The 19,820-nt window shown below is 70.1% G+C and carries 23 protein-coding genes; 13 read left to right on the top strand and 10 right to left on the bottom strand.

The window, feature by feature from the left end:
• The first annotated feature begins 96 nt into the window (after nt 1-96).
• Genes FIF60_RS16430 through FIF60_RS16420 form a run of 3 tightly spaced genes read left to right on the top strand, consistent with a single transcriptional unit; the run spans nt 97 to nt 2,875 of the window.
• Nucleotides 97-690 (top strand): TRAP transporter small permease subunit, encoded by a 594-nt coding sequence (locus FIF60_RS16430; RefSeq protein ID WP_239451676.1) that lies wholly within the window; start codon nt 97-99, stop codon nt 688-690.
• A 21-nt stretch (nt 691-711) separates the two neighbouring features.
• Entirely contained in the window at nt 712-2,124 is a 1,413-nt protein-coding gene (locus FIF60_RS16425) for a TRAP transporter large permease (RefSeq protein WP_144299375.1), read from the top strand.
• 4 nt (nt 2,125-2,128) lie between these two features.
• A complete protein-coding gene (locus tag FIF60_RS16420; protein ID WP_144299374.1) occupies nt 2,129-2,875 on the top strand; it encodes a hypothetical protein in 747 nt (248 codons plus the stop codon).
• A 12-nt stretch (nt 2,876-2,887) separates the two neighbouring features.
• Here FIF60_RS16420 and FIF60_RS16415 read toward each other — a convergent pair whose 3' ends face one another.
• From FIF60_RS16415 to FIF60_RS16395, 5 genes are all read right to left on the bottom strand, one after another.
• The gene (locus FIF60_RS16415) at nt 2,888-3,277 is read right to left on the bottom strand and encodes a hypothetical protein (RefSeq protein ID WP_144299373.1); all 390 of its coding nucleotides are present in this window, start codon (nt 3,275-3,277) and stop codon (nt 2,888-2,890) included.
• Between the two features lie 33 nt (nt 3,278-3,310).
• Nucleotides 3,311-3,637, bottom strand: a complete 327-nt coding sequence (locus FIF60_RS16410; protein ID WP_144299372.1) for a hypothetical protein — start codon at nt 3,635-3,637, stop codon at nt 3,311-3,313.
• 4 nt (nt 3,638-3,641) lie between these two features.
• Complete coding sequence (locus tag FIF60_RS16405) at nt 3,642-3,968, bottom strand: YggT family protein (protein WP_144299371.1); 327 nt, start codon at nt 3,966-3,968, stop codon at nt 3,642-3,644.
• A 132-nt stretch (nt 3,969-4,100) separates the two neighbouring features.
• The gene (locus tag FIF60_RS16400; protein ID WP_144299370.1) at nt 4,101-6,110 is read right to left on the bottom strand and encodes a sodium:solute symporter family protein; all 2,010 of its coding nucleotides are present in this window, start codon (nt 6,108-6,110) and stop codon (nt 4,101-4,103) included.
• A 7-nt stretch (nt 6,111-6,117) separates the two neighbouring features.
• Nucleotides 6,118-6,426, bottom strand: a complete 309-nt coding sequence (locus tag FIF60_RS16395; protein ID WP_144299369.1) for a DUF4212 domain-containing protein — start codon at nt 6,424-6,426, stop codon at nt 6,118-6,120.
• A 220-nt stretch (nt 6,427-6,646) separates the two neighbouring features.
• Between FIF60_RS16395 and FIF60_RS16390 the strand changes: the two genes are divergently transcribed.
• Both FIF60_RS16390 and FIF60_RS16385 read left to right on the top strand, forming a co-directional pair.
• The gene (locus FIF60_RS16390) at nt 6,647-7,234 is read left to right on the top strand and encodes a hypothetical protein (RefSeq protein ID WP_144299368.1); all 588 of its coding nucleotides are present in this window, start codon (nt 6,647-6,649) and stop codon (nt 7,232-7,234) included.
• Nucleotides 7,231-8,670 (top strand): DUF294 nucleotidyltransferase-like domain-containing protein, encoded by a 1,440-nt coding sequence (locus tag FIF60_RS16385; RefSeq protein WP_144299367.1) that lies wholly within the window; start codon nt 7,231-7,233, stop codon nt 8,668-8,670. Before FIF60_RS16390 ends, FIF60_RS16385 begins: the two co-directional genes overlap by 4 nt.
• 3 nt (nt 8,671-8,673) lie before the next feature.
• Here FIF60_RS16385 and FIF60_RS16380 read toward each other — a convergent pair whose 3' ends face one another.
• Together FIF60_RS16380 and FIF60_RS16375 are read right to left on the bottom strand one after the other, a co-directional pair.
• Nucleotides 8,674-9,414 (bottom strand): 3'-5' exonuclease, encoded by a 741-nt coding sequence (locus FIF60_RS16380; RefSeq protein WP_144299366.1) that lies wholly within the window; start codon nt 9,412-9,414, stop codon nt 8,674-8,676.
• Nucleotides 9,415-9,575: 161 nt separating this feature from the next.
• A complete protein-coding gene (locus tag FIF60_RS16375) occupies nt 9,576-9,791 on the bottom strand; it encodes a hypothetical protein (RefSeq protein WP_144299365.1) in 216 nt (71 codons plus the stop codon).
• 261 nt (nt 9,792-10,052) lie between these two features.
• Here FIF60_RS16375 and FIF60_RS16370 point away from each other — a divergent pair, with 261 nt between their 5' ends.
• On the top strand, nt 10,053-11,951 hold the full coding sequence (locus tag FIF60_RS16370) for a propionyl-CoA synthetase (RefSeq protein ID WP_144299364.1): 1,899 nt from the start codon (nt 10,053-10,055) through the stop codon (nt 11,949-11,951).
• A gap of 3 nt (nt 11,952-11,954) precedes the next feature.
• Here the strand turns inward: FIF60_RS16370 and FIF60_RS16365 are convergent, their stop codons facing one another.
• Nucleotides 11,955-12,545 carry a YqaA family protein gene (locus FIF60_RS16365; protein ID WP_239451675.1) on the bottom strand — a complete coding sequence of 197 codons (591 nt, stop codon included), beginning with the start codon at nt 12,543-12,545 and terminating at the stop codon, nt 11,955-11,957.
• Nucleotides 12,546-12,697: 152 nt separating this feature from the next.
• Here FIF60_RS16365 and FIF60_RS16360 point away from each other — a divergent pair, with 152 nt between their 5' ends.
• The 3 genes from FIF60_RS16360 to FIF60_RS16350 all read left to right on the top strand — a co-directional run bounded on the left by FIF60_RS16360 (nt 12,698) and on the right by FIF60_RS16350 (nt 15,075).
• On the top strand, nt 12,698-13,888 hold the full coding sequence (locus FIF60_RS16360; RefSeq protein WP_144299363.1) for an MFS transporter: 1,191 nt from the start codon (nt 12,698-12,700) through the stop codon (nt 13,886-13,888).
• Nucleotides 13,889-13,958: 70 nt separating this feature from the next.
• On the top strand, nt 13,959-14,396 hold the full coding sequence (locus FIF60_RS16355; RefSeq protein ID WP_144299362.1) for a hypothetical protein: 438 nt from the start codon (nt 13,959-13,961) through the stop codon (nt 14,394-14,396).
• Between the two features lie 13 nt (nt 14,397-14,409).
• Complete coding sequence (locus tag FIF60_RS16350; RefSeq protein WP_144299361.1) at nt 14,410-15,075, top strand: aspartate/glutamate racemase family protein; 666 nt, start codon at nt 14,410-14,412, stop codon at nt 15,073-15,075.
• Nucleotides 15,076-15,082: 7 nt separating this feature from the next.
• On the opposite strand, the gene FIF60_RS16345 is transcribed toward FIF60_RS16350, so the two are convergent.
• Both FIF60_RS16345 and FIF60_RS16340 read right to left on the bottom strand, forming a co-directional pair.
• Nucleotides 15,083-16,402, bottom strand: a complete 1,320-nt coding sequence (locus FIF60_RS16345) for an ATP-binding protein (RefSeq protein ID WP_144299360.1) — start codon at nt 16,400-16,402, stop codon at nt 15,083-15,085.
• Nucleotides 16,399-17,118, bottom strand: a complete 720-nt coding sequence (locus tag FIF60_RS16340) for a response regulator (protein WP_144299359.1) — start codon at nt 17,116-17,118, stop codon at nt 16,399-16,401. The genes FIF60_RS16345 and FIF60_RS16340 overlap by 4 nt, the downstream gene beginning before the upstream one ends.
• A gap of 196 nt (nt 17,119-17,314) precedes the next feature.
• On the opposite strand from FIF60_RS16340, the gene FIF60_RS16335 reads away from it, so the two are divergent.
• From FIF60_RS16335 to FIF60_RS16320, 4 genes are all read left to right on the top strand, one after another.
• Nucleotides 17,315-17,815: a hypothetical protein gene (locus FIF60_RS16335; protein ID WP_144299358.1), complete on the top strand. Its 501-nt coding sequence runs from the start codon at nt 17,315-17,317 to the stop codon at nt 17,813-17,815.
• Nucleotides 17,816-17,858: 43 nt separating this feature from the next.
• The gene (locus tag FIF60_RS16330; RefSeq protein WP_204251221.1) at nt 17,859-18,566 is read left to right on the top strand and encodes a DNA-3-methyladenine glycosylase family protein; all 708 of its coding nucleotides are present in this window, start codon (nt 17,859-17,861) and stop codon (nt 18,564-18,566) included.
• A 32-nt stretch (nt 18,567-18,598) separates the two neighbouring features.
• Complete coding sequence (locus FIF60_RS16325) at nt 18,599-19,384, top strand: enoyl-CoA hydratase/isomerase family protein (protein ID WP_144299357.1); 786 nt, start codon at nt 18,599-18,601, stop codon at nt 19,382-19,384.
• A 122-nt stretch (nt 19,385-19,506) separates the two neighbouring features.
• A partial coding sequence (locus FIF60_RS16320) for a hypothetical protein (protein WP_144299356.1) occupies nt 19,507-19,820 on the top strand: 314 nt, incomplete at its 3' end.

The raw sequence follows: 19,820 nt of genomic DNA, 5'->3' as shown, positions 1-19,820 counted from the left end.
CGCAATGGGCCCGCCGGAGACACGCTCCGGCGGGCTTTTTCTTGACCGCTTCGGAGGCACCTGACCATGCAAGGGCTCCTGCTTGCGATCGACAGGATGAGCGCCTTCATCGGCAAGCTCTTCGCCTGGTCAGTCGTGGTGCTGACGCTGACGGTGACGTACGAGATCGTGGCGCGCAAACTGTTCACCGCGCCGACGACATGGGGCTACGACGTCTCGTACATGCTGTACGGCACGTTGTTTATGATGGCGGGCGGATATGCGCTGTCACGCAACGGGCATGTGCGCGGTGACTTCCTGTATCGGAACTGGGCGCCGCGCACGCAGGCTGGCCTCGATCTGGTCCTGTACTTCCTCTTCTTCTTCCCCGCGATGATCGCATTCGTCTACTCGGGATGGTTCTTTTTCGAAGCCTCGATGGCGCAGAACGAGCGCAGCATGTTCAGCCCCACCGGGCCGGTGATCTGGCCGTTCAAGGGGTTGATCCCGGTCGTCGGGGTGCTGCTGCTTATCCAGGGCTTTGCCGAGGTCGTGCGCTGCATCCAGTGCCTGCAAACGGGCGAATGGCCGCAGCGTCTGTCCGACGTGCAGGAGCTCGAGCAAATCATCCTCGCAAGGGCCGAGGAGGATCGACGTCTCGCCGAGATGCGCCGCGCGGAAGACGAGGGCCTGCGCCATGGCGATGTCTGAAGCCCGGGGGGGAGAGCGGCCATGACCGATCCGCAGCTTGGCCTGACGATGCTCGGGCTGTTCATCGTGTTGCTTTGCCTCGGCTTTCCGATCGCCTTCACGCTGATGGCGCTCGGCCTGTTCTTCGGCTATCTCGGCATGGAAGGCCGCATCTTCGATCTGCTCGTGCAGCGAACCTATGCCGTCATGAGCAATGACGTGCTCATATCGATCCCGCTCTTCGTCTTCATGGGCTACATCATCGAGCGGGCGAACATCCTCGACAGGCTGTTCCGAAGTCTCCAGCTCGCCTCCGGCGGCCTCCCGGGCGCGCTTGCCGTCGCGACGCTCGTTACGTGCGCGCTGTTCGCGACCGCCACCGGCATCGTCGGCGCGGTGGTGACGCTGATGGGCCTGCTCGCCTTCCCCGCCATGCTTCGGGCCGGCTACGACGTTCGGCTTGCCTCCGGCGTGGTCTGCGCGGGCGGCTGCCTTGGAATTCTCATCCCGCCCTCGATCATGCTGATCCTCTATGGCGCGACGGCCGGCGTGTCGGTCGTCAAGCTGTATGCCGCGGCCTTCATTCCCGGCCTCATGCTCGCAACCCTTTACGTCGCCTACGCGATCGGCATCTCCATGCTGCGGCCGAGCTGGGCGCCCCCGCTTCCGCCGGAAGAGCGAAACGTGCCGTTCGGCACCGTCCTCATTTCGCTTGCGACAGGGTTTTTCCCACTCGCGAGCCTGATCGCGCTCGTCCTTGGTGCGATCATCTATGGCTGGGCGACGCCGTCGGAGGCCGCCGCGATGGGCAGCCTCGGCTCGATCATCCTTGCCATCATCTACCGCGCCTTCACCTGGGAGAAGCTCGCCGAAAGCGTGTACCTCACGGCGCGCACCTCAGCGATGGTGTGCTGGCTGTTCATCGGCAGCTTCATCTTCTCCTCGGTGTTCGGGTATCTCGGCGGCCAGAGCGTCGTGGAGAACTTCGTTCTCTCTCTCGGCCTCAACAGCTTCACGTTCATGCTGCTCGCACAGGCAATCATCTTCGTCCTCGGCTGGCCGCTGGAGTGGACCGAGATCATCGTCATCTTTGTTCCGATCTTCCTGCCTCTGCTCGACAATTTTGGCATCGATCCGCTGTTCTTCGGGATCATCGTCGCGCTCAACCTGCAAACGAGCTTCCTGTCGCCGCCCGTCGCCATGGCGCCGTTCTACCTGAAGGGCGTGGCACCGAAGCATGTGCGGCTCGAGGAGATCTTCTCCGGCGTGATGCCGTTCATCTTCATCGTCGTGCTCTGCATGTTCGCGGTCTACGTGTTCCCGGGGATCGTCGAGTTCCTGCCCGACTACCTCTACGGACCGGACCCGAACGCCCCGGCGGTGGCGCCATCGGGCATCCCCGAAGGCGGCTTCCAGACGGAGGATCTCGTGCCTGCGCTGCCGTCGTTAAACTAGGCCGATGCCAAGGCTTTCGGCCGAGGCGCAGAAGCGGGCGGCGGAGTATCTCGTCGAGGCGGTGACGAGCGGCAACACGCTCGCCCCCTTCCCGGCCGAGCTCGCTCCGACGACGCCTGCGCAGGCGCGCCGCATCGCCTCGCTTGCCGCAGCGGCGCTGGGGCTGCCGAATGTCGGGGTCCGCCTCGTCCCCAGGCCGGAAGGCATGCCCGATGGCCCGCCGATTGCGGGACCGGTCTTCGCACCCCGCCTCCTGCATGGGCCGGTGGCCGCCCCGCCGCTGCACCGCCCCGCCGTGACGGCGGCGCTCATCGCTCAGCTCGCGAAGCCCCTTCCGGCCCGCGCCAGGCCCTGGTCTGCCCGCGAGGTGATCGCGCGCATCGGCACGCTGCACGCGGCGCTCGACGTCGCCGCGAGCCGCTACACGGCCGGGCCGGCCGACCTTCCCTGCTTCATGGCAGACCTCGCCGGGTTCGGCGCGGTTGTGCTCGGTGGTCCGGCGCGCGCGGGCTGGCAGGAGGCGGCGGCCGTGCCGCGCATGGCCACCGTCACCGGCGCCGATGGCGGCGTGGCCTGGTCGGGCAGCATCGATGTCGCGGCTGCGCTGCGCGACGTGGCAGAGGCTGCGGGCGCGGTGGGCGAGCTTCCGGCCGGCGCGGTGCTCGTCATCGCAGGCCTCTCGCCCGTTCTGCCGGAGGGCGCGCTGACGCTGTCGGTCACCCGCATCGGCAAGGCCGTGCTGACCGGCTGAGTTCTCGCGTCGCTACCCGAGAAGCAGGGCGCGCAGCAGGCGCAGGCAGACGAGCATCAACGCCCCTGCCCAGAGCGCGATCGCGGCCACGGCCGCCCGGTCGGCGTGCCAGAGATACCGCTCGGCCAACACCTCGCCGAGCAGGCGCTGCGTCCGATCGCGCGGCAGGGAAAGGCTCCGTCCGACGACGCTGTAGAGCTCCGTCCGTCGCACGTCGGCGAAAGGCGCGCGGCAGGCCTGGATGAACAGCGAGAGGCAGATCGCGGAGGTCAGCACCGCGCCGACGCGGAGCGCGAGCACGAGGTCGAAACAGAGGGCGAGCATGGTTGCGGAGACGCCGAACGCGGCGAAGCCGCAGGCGCGCCTGATGGTCTGATCCGCGACCGAGACGATTTGCTCCATGGCCGAGGCTCCCTGAAGCCCGCCATTGTGCGCCTAAGCCCGCCCTATCGCCAGTCCCGCGAGGGTGAGCGCTGAGACCGCGACGAGCCAGACCGTCATCGGCCAGACCGACGGCGCCGCCTGGCCGCTCGACCGTTCGGCAAGGGCAGCCGGAATGCCGCCCGCGAGCAGCGTCGCCGTGGCGATCAGGAGCGAGGCGGCATAGGCGATCACCGCCGGGTAGAAGCCGAACACCTCCGGCCACCAGATCGGTGCGGTCGCGAACACGATGGCGAAGAGGAGCGTCTGTCCGAGCATGTGGGCGAGGCCGGCCAGCGCGGCGACGCCGACGGTGAGAACGAAGAGCGTCTGCGGCGTCATGGCCTCAGCCGCCCTGCATGGTCGAGAGCCGGGGCGCGAGTCCCATCGCGAACATCGCGAGCGTCGCGATGTAGCGGAGAAGAAAGGCCCAGAAGGCGGCGACAAGCGGAAGGTAGAACGGCAGCACGTAGAGCGGCGTGACGAACCGGATTGCGGCGAGCCACCAGTCCGTCAGGAAGCGGAAGCCGCGCCAGATGTAGTTGCGGCTGTCGGGAGCGACCATGACCTGGAGCAGGAATCGCCCGGCCGACGTCCAGGCAAGCACGGCGAGCCCGTAGGTCACCACCCAGAAGGGCAGGTAGGAGAGGATGAAGTGCGGCTCGGACGTCATCGTTCCGATGGCGAGGGCGGGGTGAAGCCGGCGGCGGGCGGCGGGGTGGCAAAGCAGGCGAAGGGCGCAAAGGCAGGGGCGGGGCGGAATGATCCGCCCCGCCCCGCACGGGAAGCCAGGGAGACGCCGGCGTCAGTCGACGGCATGCTCCTGGTCGACCAGCTTCACGCCGCCCCTCGGGATGCGGATGCTCTCGACGAAGTCCTGCATCGCCTTCGACGGAGCCGGGGTGATCTGGCTCACGACGTAGATGACAAGGAACGACAGGGGCACGCCGAAGATGCCGCCGGCGATGTTGTTGATGCCCCAGAGCCTCGCACCAACCCGGTTGCGCGCCACAGCCGAGTCCGCCCAGAACAGCCAGCCGGAGAGCGGGCCGGCGGTGATCTGGTCGGGGCTGGCGAGCAGCGCCTGGATCGGCGCCTTCGCCTCGGCGCTGATCGCGGCGATGCCGACATACTGGCGGTAGGCGGCGGTGATCGTCTCCTTCGTGCCGAACATCTCCATGAAGTGGAGGCCGGCAAACTCGGTCCAGAGCAGGTAGCCGAAGGTGACGATGTAGCCGACGGCCATGCCGAGGATCGCTGCCGTGTTCGTCGTGCGCTTGTACCAGACGCCCATCACCAGCGCGGCGAAGAGCCCCGCGGCGGCGATGGAGAACGCCCAGGCGACGAGGAACAGGATGTCTGCGCCAAGATTGCCCGCAGTGTAGGCCGCGATGAGCGCCACGACGATGAGCAGCACGCGCGCGACATAGAGGCGACGCTTGGTCGGCGCGTGCGGGTCGACCATCCGGTAGTAGATGTCGTGGCTGAGCGCGTTGGCCAGCGCGAGAAGCAGCCCGTCCGCGGTCGAGAGCGCAGCGGCCAGGCCGCCCGCCGCCACCAGCCCGGCGATCACGTAGGGCAGGCCCGCGATCTCGGGCGTCGCCAGGACGATCACGTCAGGATGGATGGCGAACTCGGCGAGCTGGAGGATGCCGTCGTTGTTGCGGTCGGTGATGTTGATCCACGGCGTGCCGTAGGGCGACATCAGCTGCCAGTTCTGCAGCCAGTCCGGCAGGCTCGCGATCGGCTGGCCGATCACGTTCTGGTAGATCTCGAGCTTGGCGAAGGCGGCATAGGCCGGCGCGGTGAAGTAGAGCAGGAAGATGAAGAAGAGCGACCATGCCACGCTCTGCCGCGCTTCGCGCACCGAAGGCGTGGTGAAGTAGCGCATCAGGATGTGCGGCAGCGAGGCGGTGCCGACCATGAGGCAGAAGATCAGCGCGAAGTAGTTGATCGCCGCCGGCATGGAGAACGCGCCGGTCGGCGTCACGAAGGCGCCGGTGTGGAACGGAACCACCTGGCCCGCGGCGCGCATCGCGGCCTCGAGCCCTTCGATCTTCTCGAGCGCGACGCCGTACATCAGCTGCGGGATCGGCACGCCGGTGAGCTTCACCGACATCAGGATCGCCGGGATGAGGTAGGCGATGATCAGCACGATGTACTGCGCCACCTGCGTCCAGGTGACGGCGCGCATGCCGCCCATCATCGAGCAGACAAGGATGCCCGCGAGCCCGATGAACACCGCCACCGCGAAGCCGACATCGAGGAAGCGCTGGGTAATGATGCCGACGCCGACGATCTGCGCCACGACATAGGTGAACGAGGCGGTGATCAGCACGATCACGCCCACGAAGCGGGCGGCGTTGCCGCCGAAGCGCGCGCCGAGGAAGTCGGGCACCGTGTACTGGCCGAACTTCCGGAGATACGGCGCGAGCAGGATGGCGACGAGCACGTAGCCGCCGGTCCAGCCGAGGATGAAGGCAAGCCCGCCATAGCCGAGCAGGTAGAGGCTGCCCGCCATGCCGATGAAGCTCGCGGCCGACATCCAGTCGGACCCCGTCGCCATGCCGTTGTAGATGGCGGGAACGCGGCGGCCCGCGACGTAATACTCGCTGACCTGCATCGTGCGGCTGAGGATGCCGATATAGGCGTAGACGCCGATGGTCAGCGCCACGAACAGGTAGCCGATCACGCGGTCGGGCACGCCCATCTGCTCGAGGACCGCGAGGATCACCACGAACACGGCGAAGCCGCCGACATAGCCGGCGTAGATCTTGTTGAGCTGGGAGAGGAAGGCGTCCTTCTCTGCGGCCATGGTCAGGTCACTCCTCGGCCACGCCGAATTCCTCGTCGATCTCGTTCTGGCGCCTTGCGAACCAGAAGAGCTGCACGACGAAGATGATGAGGCTGCCCTGCGCGGCCATGTAGAAGCCCAAGGGGAAGCCGAAGACGTGGATGGTGTTCAGCGTCGGCGCGAAGAGGTGGATGAAGAAGCCCGCAACGAACCAGATGGCGAGCATCGTCCACATCAGCCCGGACGTCTTCTTCCAGTATGCAGCCGCCGTCGCGGGATCGACCACTGCGGGCGGCGCTGCCGGCGCGGTTTTCCCTGGCTCGACTATTCCTGCCATTGCTTCTCCCCTCGCTGCGGCTGGTGCCGCCATGTCGCGTCCTGCGGTCGTCTTATCGGGCCACGGCGTGGCGCCGCGACACGGTGCTTCCCCAGACGTCTGATTCGCTGGTAGCACGGTGCCCGTCGCGTCGCCAACGGGTTTGTGAAGTAATGCGAAACGTTTACAGCGCTTTTCAGGTCTTTCACAAACGCCCGGCACGGCGATGCTGAACCGTTTGTTGCGCCGCACAAAAAGCGCCGACACCGACCGCTTCGCCGCCTTCCTCGCAGCACGCGGCGCCTATCTCGCGCAGAAGACGGTGCTCGACTACTGCGCCGTGAAGCTCGGCGTGAACTGGCACAACGCCCTGCACGACCCGGTGTTCACCACCCCGCTCACCGCCTGCCGCTGGCGCACCTATCTCGCCGCGCAGGGCGATGTCGCGGCGATGGCCGAGGCCTGGCTCCGCCCGCACGCCGCCGAGCCTGCCCGGCTCGTCGCCCCCCTCGCCGGCCTCGCCGCAGCGGCGATCAGGACCGCTGGCGTGCCGGACGACCTGAGCCGGGAGGCGGAGGCCGCGATCGCCGCTCTCGCCCCCCGCCTCTCCCGGCTGCAGCTCGCCGCGCCCAGGAAGGTGACGGAGCTGCCCATGGAAGCCGCGCCCGTGCTTCTCGAGACGCTGCCGATCCACCCGAACCTCAGGAAGGGCGAAACCCCCTCGATCCTCGGGGCGCTGAGGATGCACCTCGTCTCGGCGGAGCAGGATCTCGAGCGGCAGTTCGAGCCCGTCCCCCTCGCGGCGGCCCTCGCCGCGCTGCCCCCATGACAGGGCGGCCGGCCGCCTTCACCGGAACGGCCAGGGCGGCGATGGTGCCGCCTCCGCCCTGCCTCCCACCAGACACCCCGGTCGCCCAGGCGGTGGCGGCGATGGCGGCGGCGCGGCAGTCCTCCGTGCTCGTCGTCGATGCCGAGGGCCGTGCGATCGGCATCCTGACCGAGCAGGACATCGCCCGCCGCATCGCCTTCCGAACCGCCCCCGAAACGCCGCTGGGGGCGGTGATGACCGCGCCCGTGCTCGGCGTCGAGGCGGAGGAGAAGCTCTGGCGCGCCGTGGGCCGCATGCGGCTGAGGCGGCTTCGCCACCTCCCGGTGCTCGACGGGCTCGGGCGGCCCGTCGGCATGCTGCACCGATTCGAGACCTATGCCGCCGCGTCCGGGCGGCTGCTCGACATGCTGGAATCGCTCGCGGCGGAGGATGACGAGGCAGGCTTCGCCCGCACCCGCGCCGCCCAGTCCGGCCTCGCCCGCACCCTGCTCGACGACGGCGTGGCCGCAGCCGACGTGATCGGCGTCGTCTCGGAGATCAACCTCGACATCCATCGCGCCTGCGTCGCCCGCGCGCTCGCAGACATGGGCTCGCCCCCGCCGGTCCCGTTCACGCTCCTCGTCATGGGCTCGGCCGGGCGCGGGGAGAGCTTCCTGTTCCCCGACCAGGACAACGGCCTGATCCTCGGCGACCGGCCCGACGATCGGCATGCGGAGGTCGATGCCTGGTTCATCCCCTTCTCCGAGGACCTGAACGCACGCCTCGCCGCGGCAGGCTTCACGCTGTGCAAGGGGGGCGTGATGGCGCGCAACCCGCTGTGGCGGAAGACGCTCGGGGAGTGGAAGGAGCAGTTCACGCTCTGGACGGCACGGCGCACGCCAGCGGCCCTCCTTTTCGGCGACATCGCCTTCGACTTCCGCCCGGCCTGCGGAGAGGCCGGGCCGGCGGCGGAGCTTCGCGCGCACCTGACCAAAGCGCTGGTCGCAAGGCCCGCCTTCCTCGCAGCGCTTGCGGCGGAGGATGCGAAATTCTCCGTCGGCCTCTCCTTCTGGGGCGGGTTCCGCGACGACGAACCGGGCCCTGGAACGCGGACCGACCTGAAGCTGTCGGGGCTGATGCCGCTCGTGTCCTCGGTGCGGCTTCTCGCGCTCCACCATGGCGTGGCAGAGACAGGCACGCGCGCGCGGCTTGCCGCGCTCGCAGCCCAAGGCAGCGTGTCGGCGGGCGACCGCAGGGCGCTCGAGGACGCCTTCGGCCTGATCGTCGAGCGGATGCTGCGGCAACAGTTGGACGATCTCGCCCAGGGTCTGGAGGCGGGCAACCTCGTCGACACGGCCGCGCTCGCGAAACCCGACCGCGCGGCGCTGCGCGACGCGCTGAAGGCCGTCTCCTCGTTCCAGCGAGCGACGGTCGCTGCGCTGACGGGCGGGGTCTGAGCGTCAGAACCGTTCCGCGCCGGCAGCGATCTGCTCGGCCATGCGGGTGCGCCGGAACAGCTCGCCGAGCGAGGCGATGCGTCGGGCCTCGGCACGGCGGAGCATGTCGCAGAAGAGATGCGCCGTCGCCTCCGCGTCGCCCAGCGCATCGTGGCGGCCTGAGACGACGAGGCCGTGGCGTGCGGCGAGCGCATCGAGGTCATGCGCCGCCTCGTCAGGGTCGAGCCATTGCGAGAGGCGAAGGCTGCACAGCACAGGGTTGGCGAAGTGCACGCCCGCCTGGCCCTCCGCAGCGTGCAGGCAGGCGATGTCGAACGCGGCGTTGTGCGCGACGAGCACGGCATCGCCCACGAAGCCGTGGAAGGCGGCCACTGCCTCCGGCCAGGTCGGGGCGTGCGCGACCATCGCGTCGGTGATGCCGTGTATGGCGGTCGCGGCGGGCGGGATGGGCCGACCCGGCTGGGCGAAGCTCGCGAAGCGCGGCGCCTCGAGCACCCGCCCTTGCTCGACCCGCACTGCGCCGATCGAAACGATCCTGTCGCCGAAGCTCGGGGAGAGGCCGGTCGTCTCGAGGTCGAACACGACATAGCGGCAGGACGCGAGCGGGCCTTCGGGGAGCAGGAGCGGGGCGGCGTGGCGTGCCCTGCGTTCCTCGGCGTTCGGGCTCAGCAATGCATCCGCGGCGGCGCGCAGAATGCGGCCGATCAGCCCGGGTCCCTGCCCGCGATGTCGTGGCGGTGCCATCCGCGGTAAAGGCTAGAGCAGATCGCATCCGCTGCGCAGCAACGGGATGCGTGAAGATGCTTGCACCAGATGGCGCGTAGAACGCATCGGCTGCGCAGCAGCCGGCTGCGTGACGATGCGCCAGCCTCCCCGCCGCGGCACGCAGCGCCGGGGAAGAGTCCTCAGCCGACGCGTGCGTCGCGTGGGCGTCTTGGAGAGTCGCGCACCGAGAGCCCATGCTCCTCGGCCTCGATGGCGACGAAGTCTGCGGCGAGCAGGATGGTGCGGGCAGCCTCGTCGAGGCCGATCGCACGCGCCTCCTCCGCCAACACGCGCAGGCATTCGAACAGGCCCGCAGGCGAGGCGCAGGGGGGCGGGGGACGGAATGACGCGGTCATGGTGCTCCCGGTTCAGCGCATACGACTGTGTACGCGACAACCGTGCTCTCTTTTTCGTGAGAAAACAACCCATGAGTGTGAGTCGCTAGAGGGAATCTACGCTCTGTTGTCCGAGGCGAGAAGACAGAACCGAAAGCGCGAAGTGGTGCGCGCGGCGCGAGAGTCGTTGCAGCACCGCGCCGTACGGCGCAGTCTTGGCACGCCGCGGCAGGCAGGCGCACGGTGTCCGGACGCGGTTGGGACGAAGCGGAAAATGCAGCAATGACAACAGGATCCCCGCCCTCGGGCTATGCAGAGGCGTACGCCGCCTGGCGCGCAGACCCCGCCGCCTGGTGGGCCACCAAGGCTGAAGCGCTGGAGTGGCAGGTGAAGCCGCGCCGCGCCTTTGACGCCGAGGCAGGCGTGTATGGCCGCTGGTTTCCGGACGGGGCGCTGAACACCTGCCACAACGCGCTCGACCGCCACGTCCTCGCCGGGCGCGGAAATCAGGCCGCGCTGATCTGGGACAGCCCGATGACGGGTCGGCAGGTGCGCTATAGCTTCGCCGAACTCACCGAGCGCACCGCCCGTGTCGCAGGCCTGCTCGCCGCGCTCGGCGTCCGCGCCGGCGACCGCGTGATCGTCTACATGCCGATGGTGCCCGAGGCGGTTATCGCGATGCTCGCCTGCGCGCGGCTCGGCGCCGTCCATTCCGTCGTGTTCGGCGGCTTCGCGGCGGCCGAGCTTGCCTCGCGCATCGCCGATGCGACGCCGCGCGTCATCGTCTCGGCCTCCTGCGGGCTCGAGCCGGGGCGCACCGTCGCCTACAAGCCGCTTCTCGACGCGGCCATCGACCTCTCCCCGCACAAGCCCTCCGCCTGCCTGATCCTGCAGCGGCCCGAACTCGAGGCGGCGATGACCGCGGGGCGCGACCATGACTGGGCGGAGGCCGAGCGGGCCGCCGCGCCGCATCCCTGCGTTCCGGTCGCAGCGACCGATCCGCTCTACATACTCTACACCTCCGGAACGACCGGGCGGCCGAAGGGCATCGTGCGCGACAATGGCGGGCATGCGGTCGCGCTCGCGACCTCGATGTCGATGCTCTACGGCGTCGGCGCGGGGGACGTGTTCTGGGCGGCGTCGGATGTCGGCTGGGTGGTCGGCCACAGCTACATCGTCTACGGCCCGCTTCTCGCCGGCTGCACCACCATCGTCTACGAGGGCAAGCCGGTGGGAACGCCCGATGCCGGGGCGTTCTGGCGCGTCTGCGCAGAGCATCGGGTGAAGGCGCTGTTCACCGCGCCGACGGCCATCCGCGCTATCAAGCGCGAGGATGCCGATGGCGCGCTGATGCGGCGGCATGACTTCTCCCGCCTCGAGGCCCTCTTCCTCGCCGGCGAGCGGTGCGACCCCGACACGGTCGTCTGGGCAGAGCGGCTGCTCGGCAAGCCGGTGATCGACCACTGGTGGCAGACAGAGACGGGCTGGGCGATCACCGGCAATTTCCGGGGCCTCGGCCTGTTCCCGACCAAACCGGGTTCGGGCGGCAAGCCCTCCCCCGGCTACGACGTGCGCGTGCTCGACGAGGCGGGGCGGGAAGTCCCAGCCGGCACGATCGGCGATCTCGCAGTGAAGCTTCCCCTCCCGCCCTCGTGCCTGCCCACCCTCTGGAACAACGAGCAGGGCTTCCGCGACGCCTATCTCGCCCAGCACCCCGGCTACTACACGACCTCGGACGCGGGGATGATCGACGAGGAGGGATACGTCTCGGTGATGAGCCGGACCGACGACATCATCAACGTCGCCGGCCACAGGCTCTCGACCGGCGCGATGGAGGAGGTGCTCGCCGCGCATCCCGACGTCGCGGAATGCGCCGTCGTCGGCGTGCACGACACGCTGAAGGGCCAGGTGCCGCTTGGCCTCGTCGTGCTGAAGGCGGGCGTGGCGAAGGACGAGGCGACGCTCGAGGCGGAGCTCGTCCGGATGGTGCGCGACAGGATCGGCCCCGTCGCGGCCTTCAAGTCGGCCCGCGTCGTGCCGCGCCTGCCGAAGACGCGGTCGGGCAAGGTGCTGCGCGCGACGATCCGCAGGATTGCGGACGGCCAGAGCTTCACCGTGCCCCCGACGATCGACGACCCTGCGAGCCTCGAGGAGATCAGCGCCCTCGTTGCGCCACGCTGATCGTCAGATGAAGCGGACGAGGGCGAAGCCGCCGACGAGCAGGACGAGGAAGAGGATCGTGAAGAAGGTCAGCCGCTTCTCGATCATCGAGAGCACGGGCGGGCCGAACCGTGCGGCGACGAAGGCGACCATGAAGAACCGCGCCCCGCGGCTCAGCACCGAGGCGAGGATGAAGGGGATGATCGCCATCCCGACGGCACCGGACGCGATGGTGGCGAGCTTGTAGGGAATGGGCGTGAACCCAGCGATCGCGACGACGACCCAGCCATACTCGAGATAGAGCTCGCGGAACCGCTCGTTCGCCTCGTGCAGGTCATAGGCGTTGATGATCGGGATCGCGACGGCCTCGTAGAGCCCCCAGCCGATCAGGTAGCCGGCAACGCCGCCGAGCGCGGAGGCGATGGTGCAGATCAGCGCCGCGCGCCACCACCCTTCCGGGCGAGCCACCGCCATCGGCGCCAGGATCACGTCGGGCGGGATCGGGAAGAAGCTCGACTCGGCGAAGGAGATGCCGGCCATCCAGAGCTTCGCCTTCGGGTGGGCGGCGAGCCTGAGCGTCCACTCGTAGAGGGGGCGGATGAAGGGAAGTTCCACGGATGGGTCCTGGCGGGAGGGCGGAGGGTCCGGCGCGCAGCACCTGCCACGCCGCGCCCCCCTCGCGCAAGCCGGCCATCATCGGCGCGCATGGATATCATCACACCTATGCCTTGGGGTCGGGCGTGCCGGGCCGCTAAGCTCCCGCGCGCATGCCCGTGAGCCCCCGCCTGCTTCTGACCTGCGCCGTCGTGCTCTGCGCCATCTCGATGGGGCTGAGGCAGAGCTTCGGGCTGTTCCTCGGGCCGATGACCGCCCATCACGGCTGGACCGCCTCTGCCTTCGCGCTCGCCATCGGGCTGCAGGTGCTGCTCAACGGCATCAGCCAGCCGATCTGCGGCAACGTGGCGGACAGGTTCGGCGGCCGCACCGTGCTCTGGAGCGGCTGGGTGCTCTACGCGATCGGGCTCGTGGTCATGGCGATCGCCGGGTCGCTCGCGCTGTTCTATTTCGGCGCGGCGCTGGTGCTGGGCGTCGCCGTCTCTGCCGCCGGATTTCCCATCGTCATGGCCGGGCTGTCGCGGCTCCTGCCGCAGGAGATGCGCGGCCGGGCGACGGGGCTCGTCACGGCCGGCTCCTCCTTCGGGCAATTCTCCGTCGTGCCGATCGTGCAGGCCGGCATCGACCTTTTCGGCTGGCAGGGCGCTCTCTTCGCCATGGCGGGGGTGGCGATCCTCGCGATGCCGCTCGCCCTGCCGCTCGCCGACCGTCCCCAACCCAAGCACGAAGGTCGGCCGCAGGCGGCAGGCGCGGCGCTGAAGGAGGCGCTGTCCACCAGCCATTTCTGGTGCCTGTTCTTCGGCTTCTTCGTCTGCGGCGTGCATGTCTCGTTCCTGACGGTGCACCTGCCTGGCTTCGTCGCCTCCTGCGGGCTTCACCCCTCCTGGGGCGCGACCTCGATCAGCATCATCGGGCTCTTCAACATCATGGGCGCGATGATCTCGGGCGAGCTCTCCGGCCGCTGGCGGAGGCGGGAGCTTCTGGTCTTCATCTACGGCGCCCGCGCGGCGGTGATGACGGCGTTCTTCCTCGCGCCGAAGAACGAGACGACGCTGATCATGTTCTCGGCAGCCATGGGGTTGCTCTGGCTCTCCACCGTGCCGCCGACCGTGGGGCTCGTCGCGCGGCGCTTCGGCACGCAGTGGCTCGCCACGATCTTCGGCCTCGTCTTCCTCGGCCACCAGATCGGCGGCTTCATGGGCGCGAGCCTCGCCGGCGTGATCTGGGACCGCACCGGCAGCTATGACGGGATGTGGCTGATCGCGATCGCGGCGGGTGGCTTCGCCTCGCTCGTGAACCTGCCGGTAAAGGACCCGCGCACGCCCGTTCCCGCACGCGCCTGAAGGGGCCCCGGTTTCGCAGGAGGCCACGGTCGGCTAACCTCGGCGCAGCACCATCACCCGGGACGACGCCGTGCACCGCATCATCCTTGCCGCCCTCCTGCTTCTCGCCCCCCTGTCCTCCTCCGCCCAGAACGAGCCGCATTCCTGGCTCTACGGCTCCTGGACAGGGGGAAGCCTGCCGCCTGTCCGCGGCCAGGACGCGGAAGCCTGCTACGCCAGCCCGAGCGTAATCTTCACGCGCGACATCGTCCTTCGCACCACCCTGCTCGAGCCGATCTACACCCAGCGCATCGTCGAGACGGCGCGGGCGACAGCCGATGGCGGCATCGAGTTCCGCTTCCGCCCGCTGCCGCGCCAGGGCGGGCAGTTCGGCCAGGCGATGAGCGCCGGCGGCTTCGGCTGCGCCAACCCGAACGTGCTGACGGTGCGCCGCATCGGCGAGCACGAGATCGAGTTCCCGGGCTGCGTCGAGTTCCCCTCGCCTCTCGTCCGCTGCCCGGTTCCCTGAGCGCGCGCGCCTCATGGCAACACCGCGAATCGCGCTGATCCACGCGCTGCGCCACTCGCCTGGGCCGATCGCTGCGGCCTTCGCCCGGCTCTGGCCAGCGCCGACGCTCGCCAACCTTCTAGATGACAGCCTCTCTGCCGACCTCGCCCGCGACGGCCGCATCACCGAGGCGATGACGCAGCGCTTCCTCGAACTCGCGGCCTATGTCCGACGCGCCGGGGCGGATGCGATCCTGTTCACCTGCTCCGCCTTCGGCCCCTGCATCGATGCGGTGAAGGCCGCGCACCCGACCATCCCCGTGCTCAAGCCGAACGAGGCGATGATCGACGCCGCGCTCGAGGCAGCGCCCTCGGGACGCATCGGGCTTCTCGCGACCTTTCCCGCCACGCTTCCCTCGATGCGGCCGGAATTCGCCGACGCGGCCGCCGCACGCGGCGTGGCGCTCGCGCTCGAGGAGGCCTGCGCGCCGGCCGCGCTCGCCGCCCTCGATGCCGGCGACGGCGTGGGGCATGACCGTGAGGCGGCGACGGTCGCCGCCACGCTCGCGGGGGCCGACGTGATCGCGCTCGCGCAGTTCAGCCTCGCCCGCGCTGCGGGAGCGGTCGCCGCCGCCACGGGCAGGCGCGTGCTGACGACGCCAGACAGCGCGGTGGAGCGGCTGCGCGCCCTGCTCGCCTAAGCCCCGGTCAGGCCGGCAGCGTCGCGATTGCCGCGAGGCCCCGCGGGGTTCGGTTCGCGAGCGTCACGTCCCCGCCATGGCCGCGCAGGATCGAGCGCGCGATGGTGAGCCCGAGCCCCGTGCCGCCCGTCTCGCGGCTCCGGCTCGCCTCGAGCCTGTGGAAGGGCTGGAACACGCGCTCGAGCTCGGCCTCCGGGATGCCTGGCCCGTCGTCCTCGACGGCGACGCGAACGAGCCCATGCTCGGGTCCCGAGAGCCGCACCACGCACCGCCCGGCATAGGCCACCGCATTGCCCACGAGATTGGCCACCGCCCGCTTGAGCGCGAGCGGCCGGCCCTGCACGGGCAGGTGCTCGGGGGCCGCGAGCGTCACCACCTCCTCGCCGGCGACGTCGTTCGCCTCGTCCGCGACCGTGCGGAGCAGCACCGCGAGATCGACGCGCCCCATCGGCTCGGCTGCCGCCTCGTCGCGCGCGAAGGCGAGGGTGCCGGCGATCATCCTCTCCATCTCGTCGAGATCGGCGAGGATCTTCCCCCGCACGGCGTCGTCCTCGACAAACTCCGCGCGAAGCCTGAGCCGGGTGATCGGGGTCTTCAGGTCATGGCCGATGGCGGCGAGCATCGCGGTCCGGTTGGCCACGAAGCGGGAGATGCGATCGGCCATCGTGTTGAACGCCGCTGCCGCCTGCGCCACCTCGGCCGGGCCCGCCTCGGGCAGGCGCGGGGCGTTGACGTCGCGCCCGAGCCGCTCTGCCGCGGCGGCGAGATCGCTGATCGGCCGGGTTGTCCGCCGCACCGCCCAGAAGGAGAGCGCGGCGACCGCCCCCGTCATCAGCGCGAGCGCTGCGAGGAAGCCGGGGTTCGACCAGGGGCGCGGCGGCGGCGGCCGGTGCGCGACGTTGAGCCAGGTGCCGTCCGCAAGCCTCAGGCTCGCCATCACCGCCCGGCGCGGCTCGCCGCCCACGAGAACCTCCCTCGGGCGCATCGCCGGCGGGCCGAGGCGACCGAGCCCTGCCGCGAGGCGGTCGAGCGCGGGGTTGGGCGCGAGCCCGTACTCGGGCGCTAGCGGGCGGGCATCGACGGTCGCGGCAAGGCCGTCGGGGAGGTCGTAGCTTCGCGCGACAGCGTCGCGCCGGTCGGGCGGCGTCATCTGCATGGCGCGCCAAAGTGCGGCGGTCCGCCCGATCGCCTCGCGCGCCTGCGCCGCGCGCTGGAGTTCCACCCGGTCGAAGGCATGGATGGTCAGCGCCACGACCTGCACGGCGAACAGGCCAAGCAGGAGCACGAGGAAGGTGCGCCCGGCGATCGAGCGGGGCCAAAGCTTCATGCCCGTTCCACTTCCGCGGCGAGCACATAGCCCCCGCCACGGACGGTCTTGATCAGGGCGGGGTTCTTCGCATCGTCGTCGAGCTTGCGGCGCACGCGGCTGACCGCGACGTCGATCGCCCGGTCGAACGGCCCCGCCGTGCGGCCGTGCAGAAGGTCCATCAGCATCTCGCGCGTCAGCACGCGCCCGGCCCTGTCCGCGAGGCAGGCAAGAAGCTCGTACTCGCCCCCCGTCAGCGGCACCTCGACGCCGGCAGGCGAGATCAGCCGCCGACGCGCCGTCTCGAGCGTCCAGCCCGCGAAGCGGTAGGTCGCGGCCGACGGGTTGGCGTCCTCCGCCGCGCCTTCGGCGCGACGCAACACCGCGCGGATGCGGGCCAGCAGCTCGCGCGGGTTGAAGGGTTTCGGCACGTAGTCGTCCGCCCCGAGCTCGAGCCCGACGATCCTGTCGGTCTCCTCGCCCATCGCCGTCAGCATCACCACCGGCGTGCGCCCCTCGCCTCGGATGAAGCGGAGAAGCGCGAGCCCGTCCTCGCCAGGCAGCATCAGGTCGAGCACGACCAGCGCGAAGCGCGCCGACGGCCAGAGCCGGCGAAGCTCCCGCCCGTCGCGCGCCGTGGTGACGCGGAACCCGTGCTTCTCGAGGAAGCGGCCAAGCAGGTCGCGGATCTCACGGTCGTCGTCGACGACGAGGATGTGCGGAAGAGGCTCTGCCATGGCCGCACTCTGGCGCGGGGCACGCCGGGCGGGCAATCGCCGGCCTGTCACGCCGCGTTGCCGGAGGGGCGCCTGCAACACGCCGTTACACTCGCTCACAGGCGCGCAACGGCGCCACAAACGCCGGCAACCTCGCAGGCGGATGCTCGCCCCATCCCCGGACCGACGGGGCAACACGGAGAAGGAACGAGCAGCCATGAATCGCTGGATCAAGGTGACGCTGGTCGCGGGCGGGCTCGCGAGCGCGGGCCTCGTCGGCTACGGCGCGGGCAAGATGGGCGCCTATGCCCAGGGCGGCCCCGGCCCCGGCCCGGGCATGATGACCGAGGGCGGCCCGCGCGGCCCCGGGATGGGTCCGGGAATGATGGGTCCGCGCGGCGAAGGCGGCCAGCCGCAATGGATGATGGGCGAGCATGGCCGGCGCGGCGACCATCGCGGCTACCACGCGCATGGCGGCCGCGGCGGCACGTTCGCGCAGTTCTTCATCAACCGCGACAACAAGAACCTGACCAATGACGACGTGAAGAAGATCGCGGAGGCAGGGCTTCTCTGGTTCGGCGAGCGCAACTGGCGCATCGGCGAGGTGAAGGACGCAGGCAGCCGCGCCGCGGAGTTCACGCTGACCACCGAGAACGGCGGCGTCATCGCCCGCTTCACGATGGACCGCGACACGGGTCGCGTCCGCCGGATCGGCTGACCCCGAAGGGGCCGCAGGGTCGGGCCGCGCGCGACAGGGGGCCGTGGCGCGCGGCGGCTTTGCCTCGGCGCGGCGGGAAGGCATTCTCTCCGCCGTGTCCGATGCCGCCCTGCCCCCTCCCCTTCCGCCCGCCGAGCGCGCCGCGCTCCGCCGTTTCGTCTCGCGCGCGCCCGAGTTCGCGCCGGTCCTGCGGGCGGCCGGCCCGCTTCCCTGGCGCACCCGCGAGGCCGGGTTCCCGGGGCTTCTCGCCGCCATCGTCGGCCAGCAGATCAGCAACCTCGCCGCCGCGGCGATCTGGACGCGCGTGGTCGCGCTGCTTGGTGCGCCGCCGAGCGCGGAGCGCCTGCTCGCGCTGCCTGACGAGCGGCTTCGCGAGGCCGGGCTGTCGCGCCCGAAGATCGCCTATGCGCGCGGGCTTGCCGAAGCGGTCGTCACCCGGCGGATCGACCCCGAGCGCTTCGCCGCCATGGAGGACGAGGCGGTGATCGAGGCGATCAGCGCGCTGAACGGCTTCGGCCGCTGGTCGGCAGAGATCTACCTCCTGTTCGCCATGCAGCGGCGCGACGTGTTCCCCGCCGCGGACCTTGCGCTCGCCTGCTCCGCCCAGGCCCTGCTCGGGCTCGACGCGCGGCCCTCGGAGAAGGGCCTGCGCGCGCTCGCCGAACCCTGGGCGCCGTATCGCGGCCTCGCCGCCCGGCTTCTCTGGCACCATTGGCGGCACCTCAAGAGCCGCCCCGCCTTCGACAGCTGATCTCGGATACGAACCCGGAAGGAACCGACTTCGTGACAGACAACGCCCATATACGCACCGAACGGCACGGCGAGATCGCCGTCGTGGTGTTCGATCGTCCGGAGAAGCGCAACGCCTTCAACCTCGCGATGTGGCAGTCGCTCGCGGCGACGATGCGGGCGCTGTCCGATGACGGCTCGCTCCGCGCCGTGGTGCTGCGCGGCGCGGGCGCCGAGGCGTTCAGCGCTGGCGCCGACATCTCTGCCTTCGAGGCCGAACGCGGCACGCGCGAGAAGGAGGACCACTACGGCGAGATCGTGCACCAGGGCATGCAGTCGATCCGCGCCTGCATCCACCCGACGGTCGCGATGATCCGCGGCGTCTGCATCGGCGGCGGCGCGGGGATCGCCACGATGTGCGACTTCCGCGTCGCCGGCGAAGGCATCCGCTTCGGCATCACCGCGCGCAACCTCGGCATCTGGTACCCCTACGCGGAGATGGACCCGGTGGTGCAGATCGCCGGCACCGCCGTGGCCGCCGAGATCTTCATCGAGGGGCGCATCTTCAACGGAACGGAGGCGTACCAGAAGGGCCTGCTGTCGCGCGTCGTGCCGGACGACAGGGTGGAGGAGGAGGCGATGGCGCTCGCCCGCCGCATCGCCGAGGGAGCGCCGCTGTCGGCGCGCTTTCACAAGCGCGCGCTCGTCGCGCTGCGCGGGCCGCTGCCGATCTCGGCGGAGCAGGAGGCGGCGGTGAACGACTTCGTGCGCACCGAGGACTTCCAGAACGCCTTCCGCGCCTTCCTCGCGAAGAAGAAGCCCGTTTTCCAGGGGCGTTGAGCCTCTAGAGCACGATCCGATGGATTGGAATCAATCGATCGGAAGGTCGGGCGCTGCTCTAGGCACGCCCGGGCGGGGTCCGGTTAAGGCAGCGGTTACGTCTGTCTGACTAGTCTCGGGCAATGCCAGTCCTTGCCCGCACGAGCCCTGCCAGCACGGCCAGCGACGTCGCCCCCAGCGCCGCGCCGGACGCGGCGCTGTCGCCCGGCTCGTTCCGCGAGCGCGGGGTGGTGCTGCCTGCCACCACGCCCGCCTTCGCCTTCGCCCGCGTGCGCGAGGGCCAGGGCGGGCGCGAGATCGTCATGCGCAACGCCGCCGGCACCCGCGGCGCAATGGTTCTGCCGCTCGCCCGGGCGGCGGACTATGCCCGGCCCACGCTGCATGACCGGGCGCTGCTCGCTGACATCGCCGCCCTGCCGCGCCTCGGCCCCTCGCA

The sequence above is a fragment of the Elioraea rosea genome, assembly GCF_007644105.1.
GTDB classification, from domain to species: Bacteria; Pseudomonadota; Alphaproteobacteria; order Acetobacterales; family Acetobacteraceae; genus Elioraea_A; species Elioraea_A rosea.
Note: the sequence above shows the minus strand (reverse complement) of the source record. Positions and strands in the feature narration are given on the sequence as shown.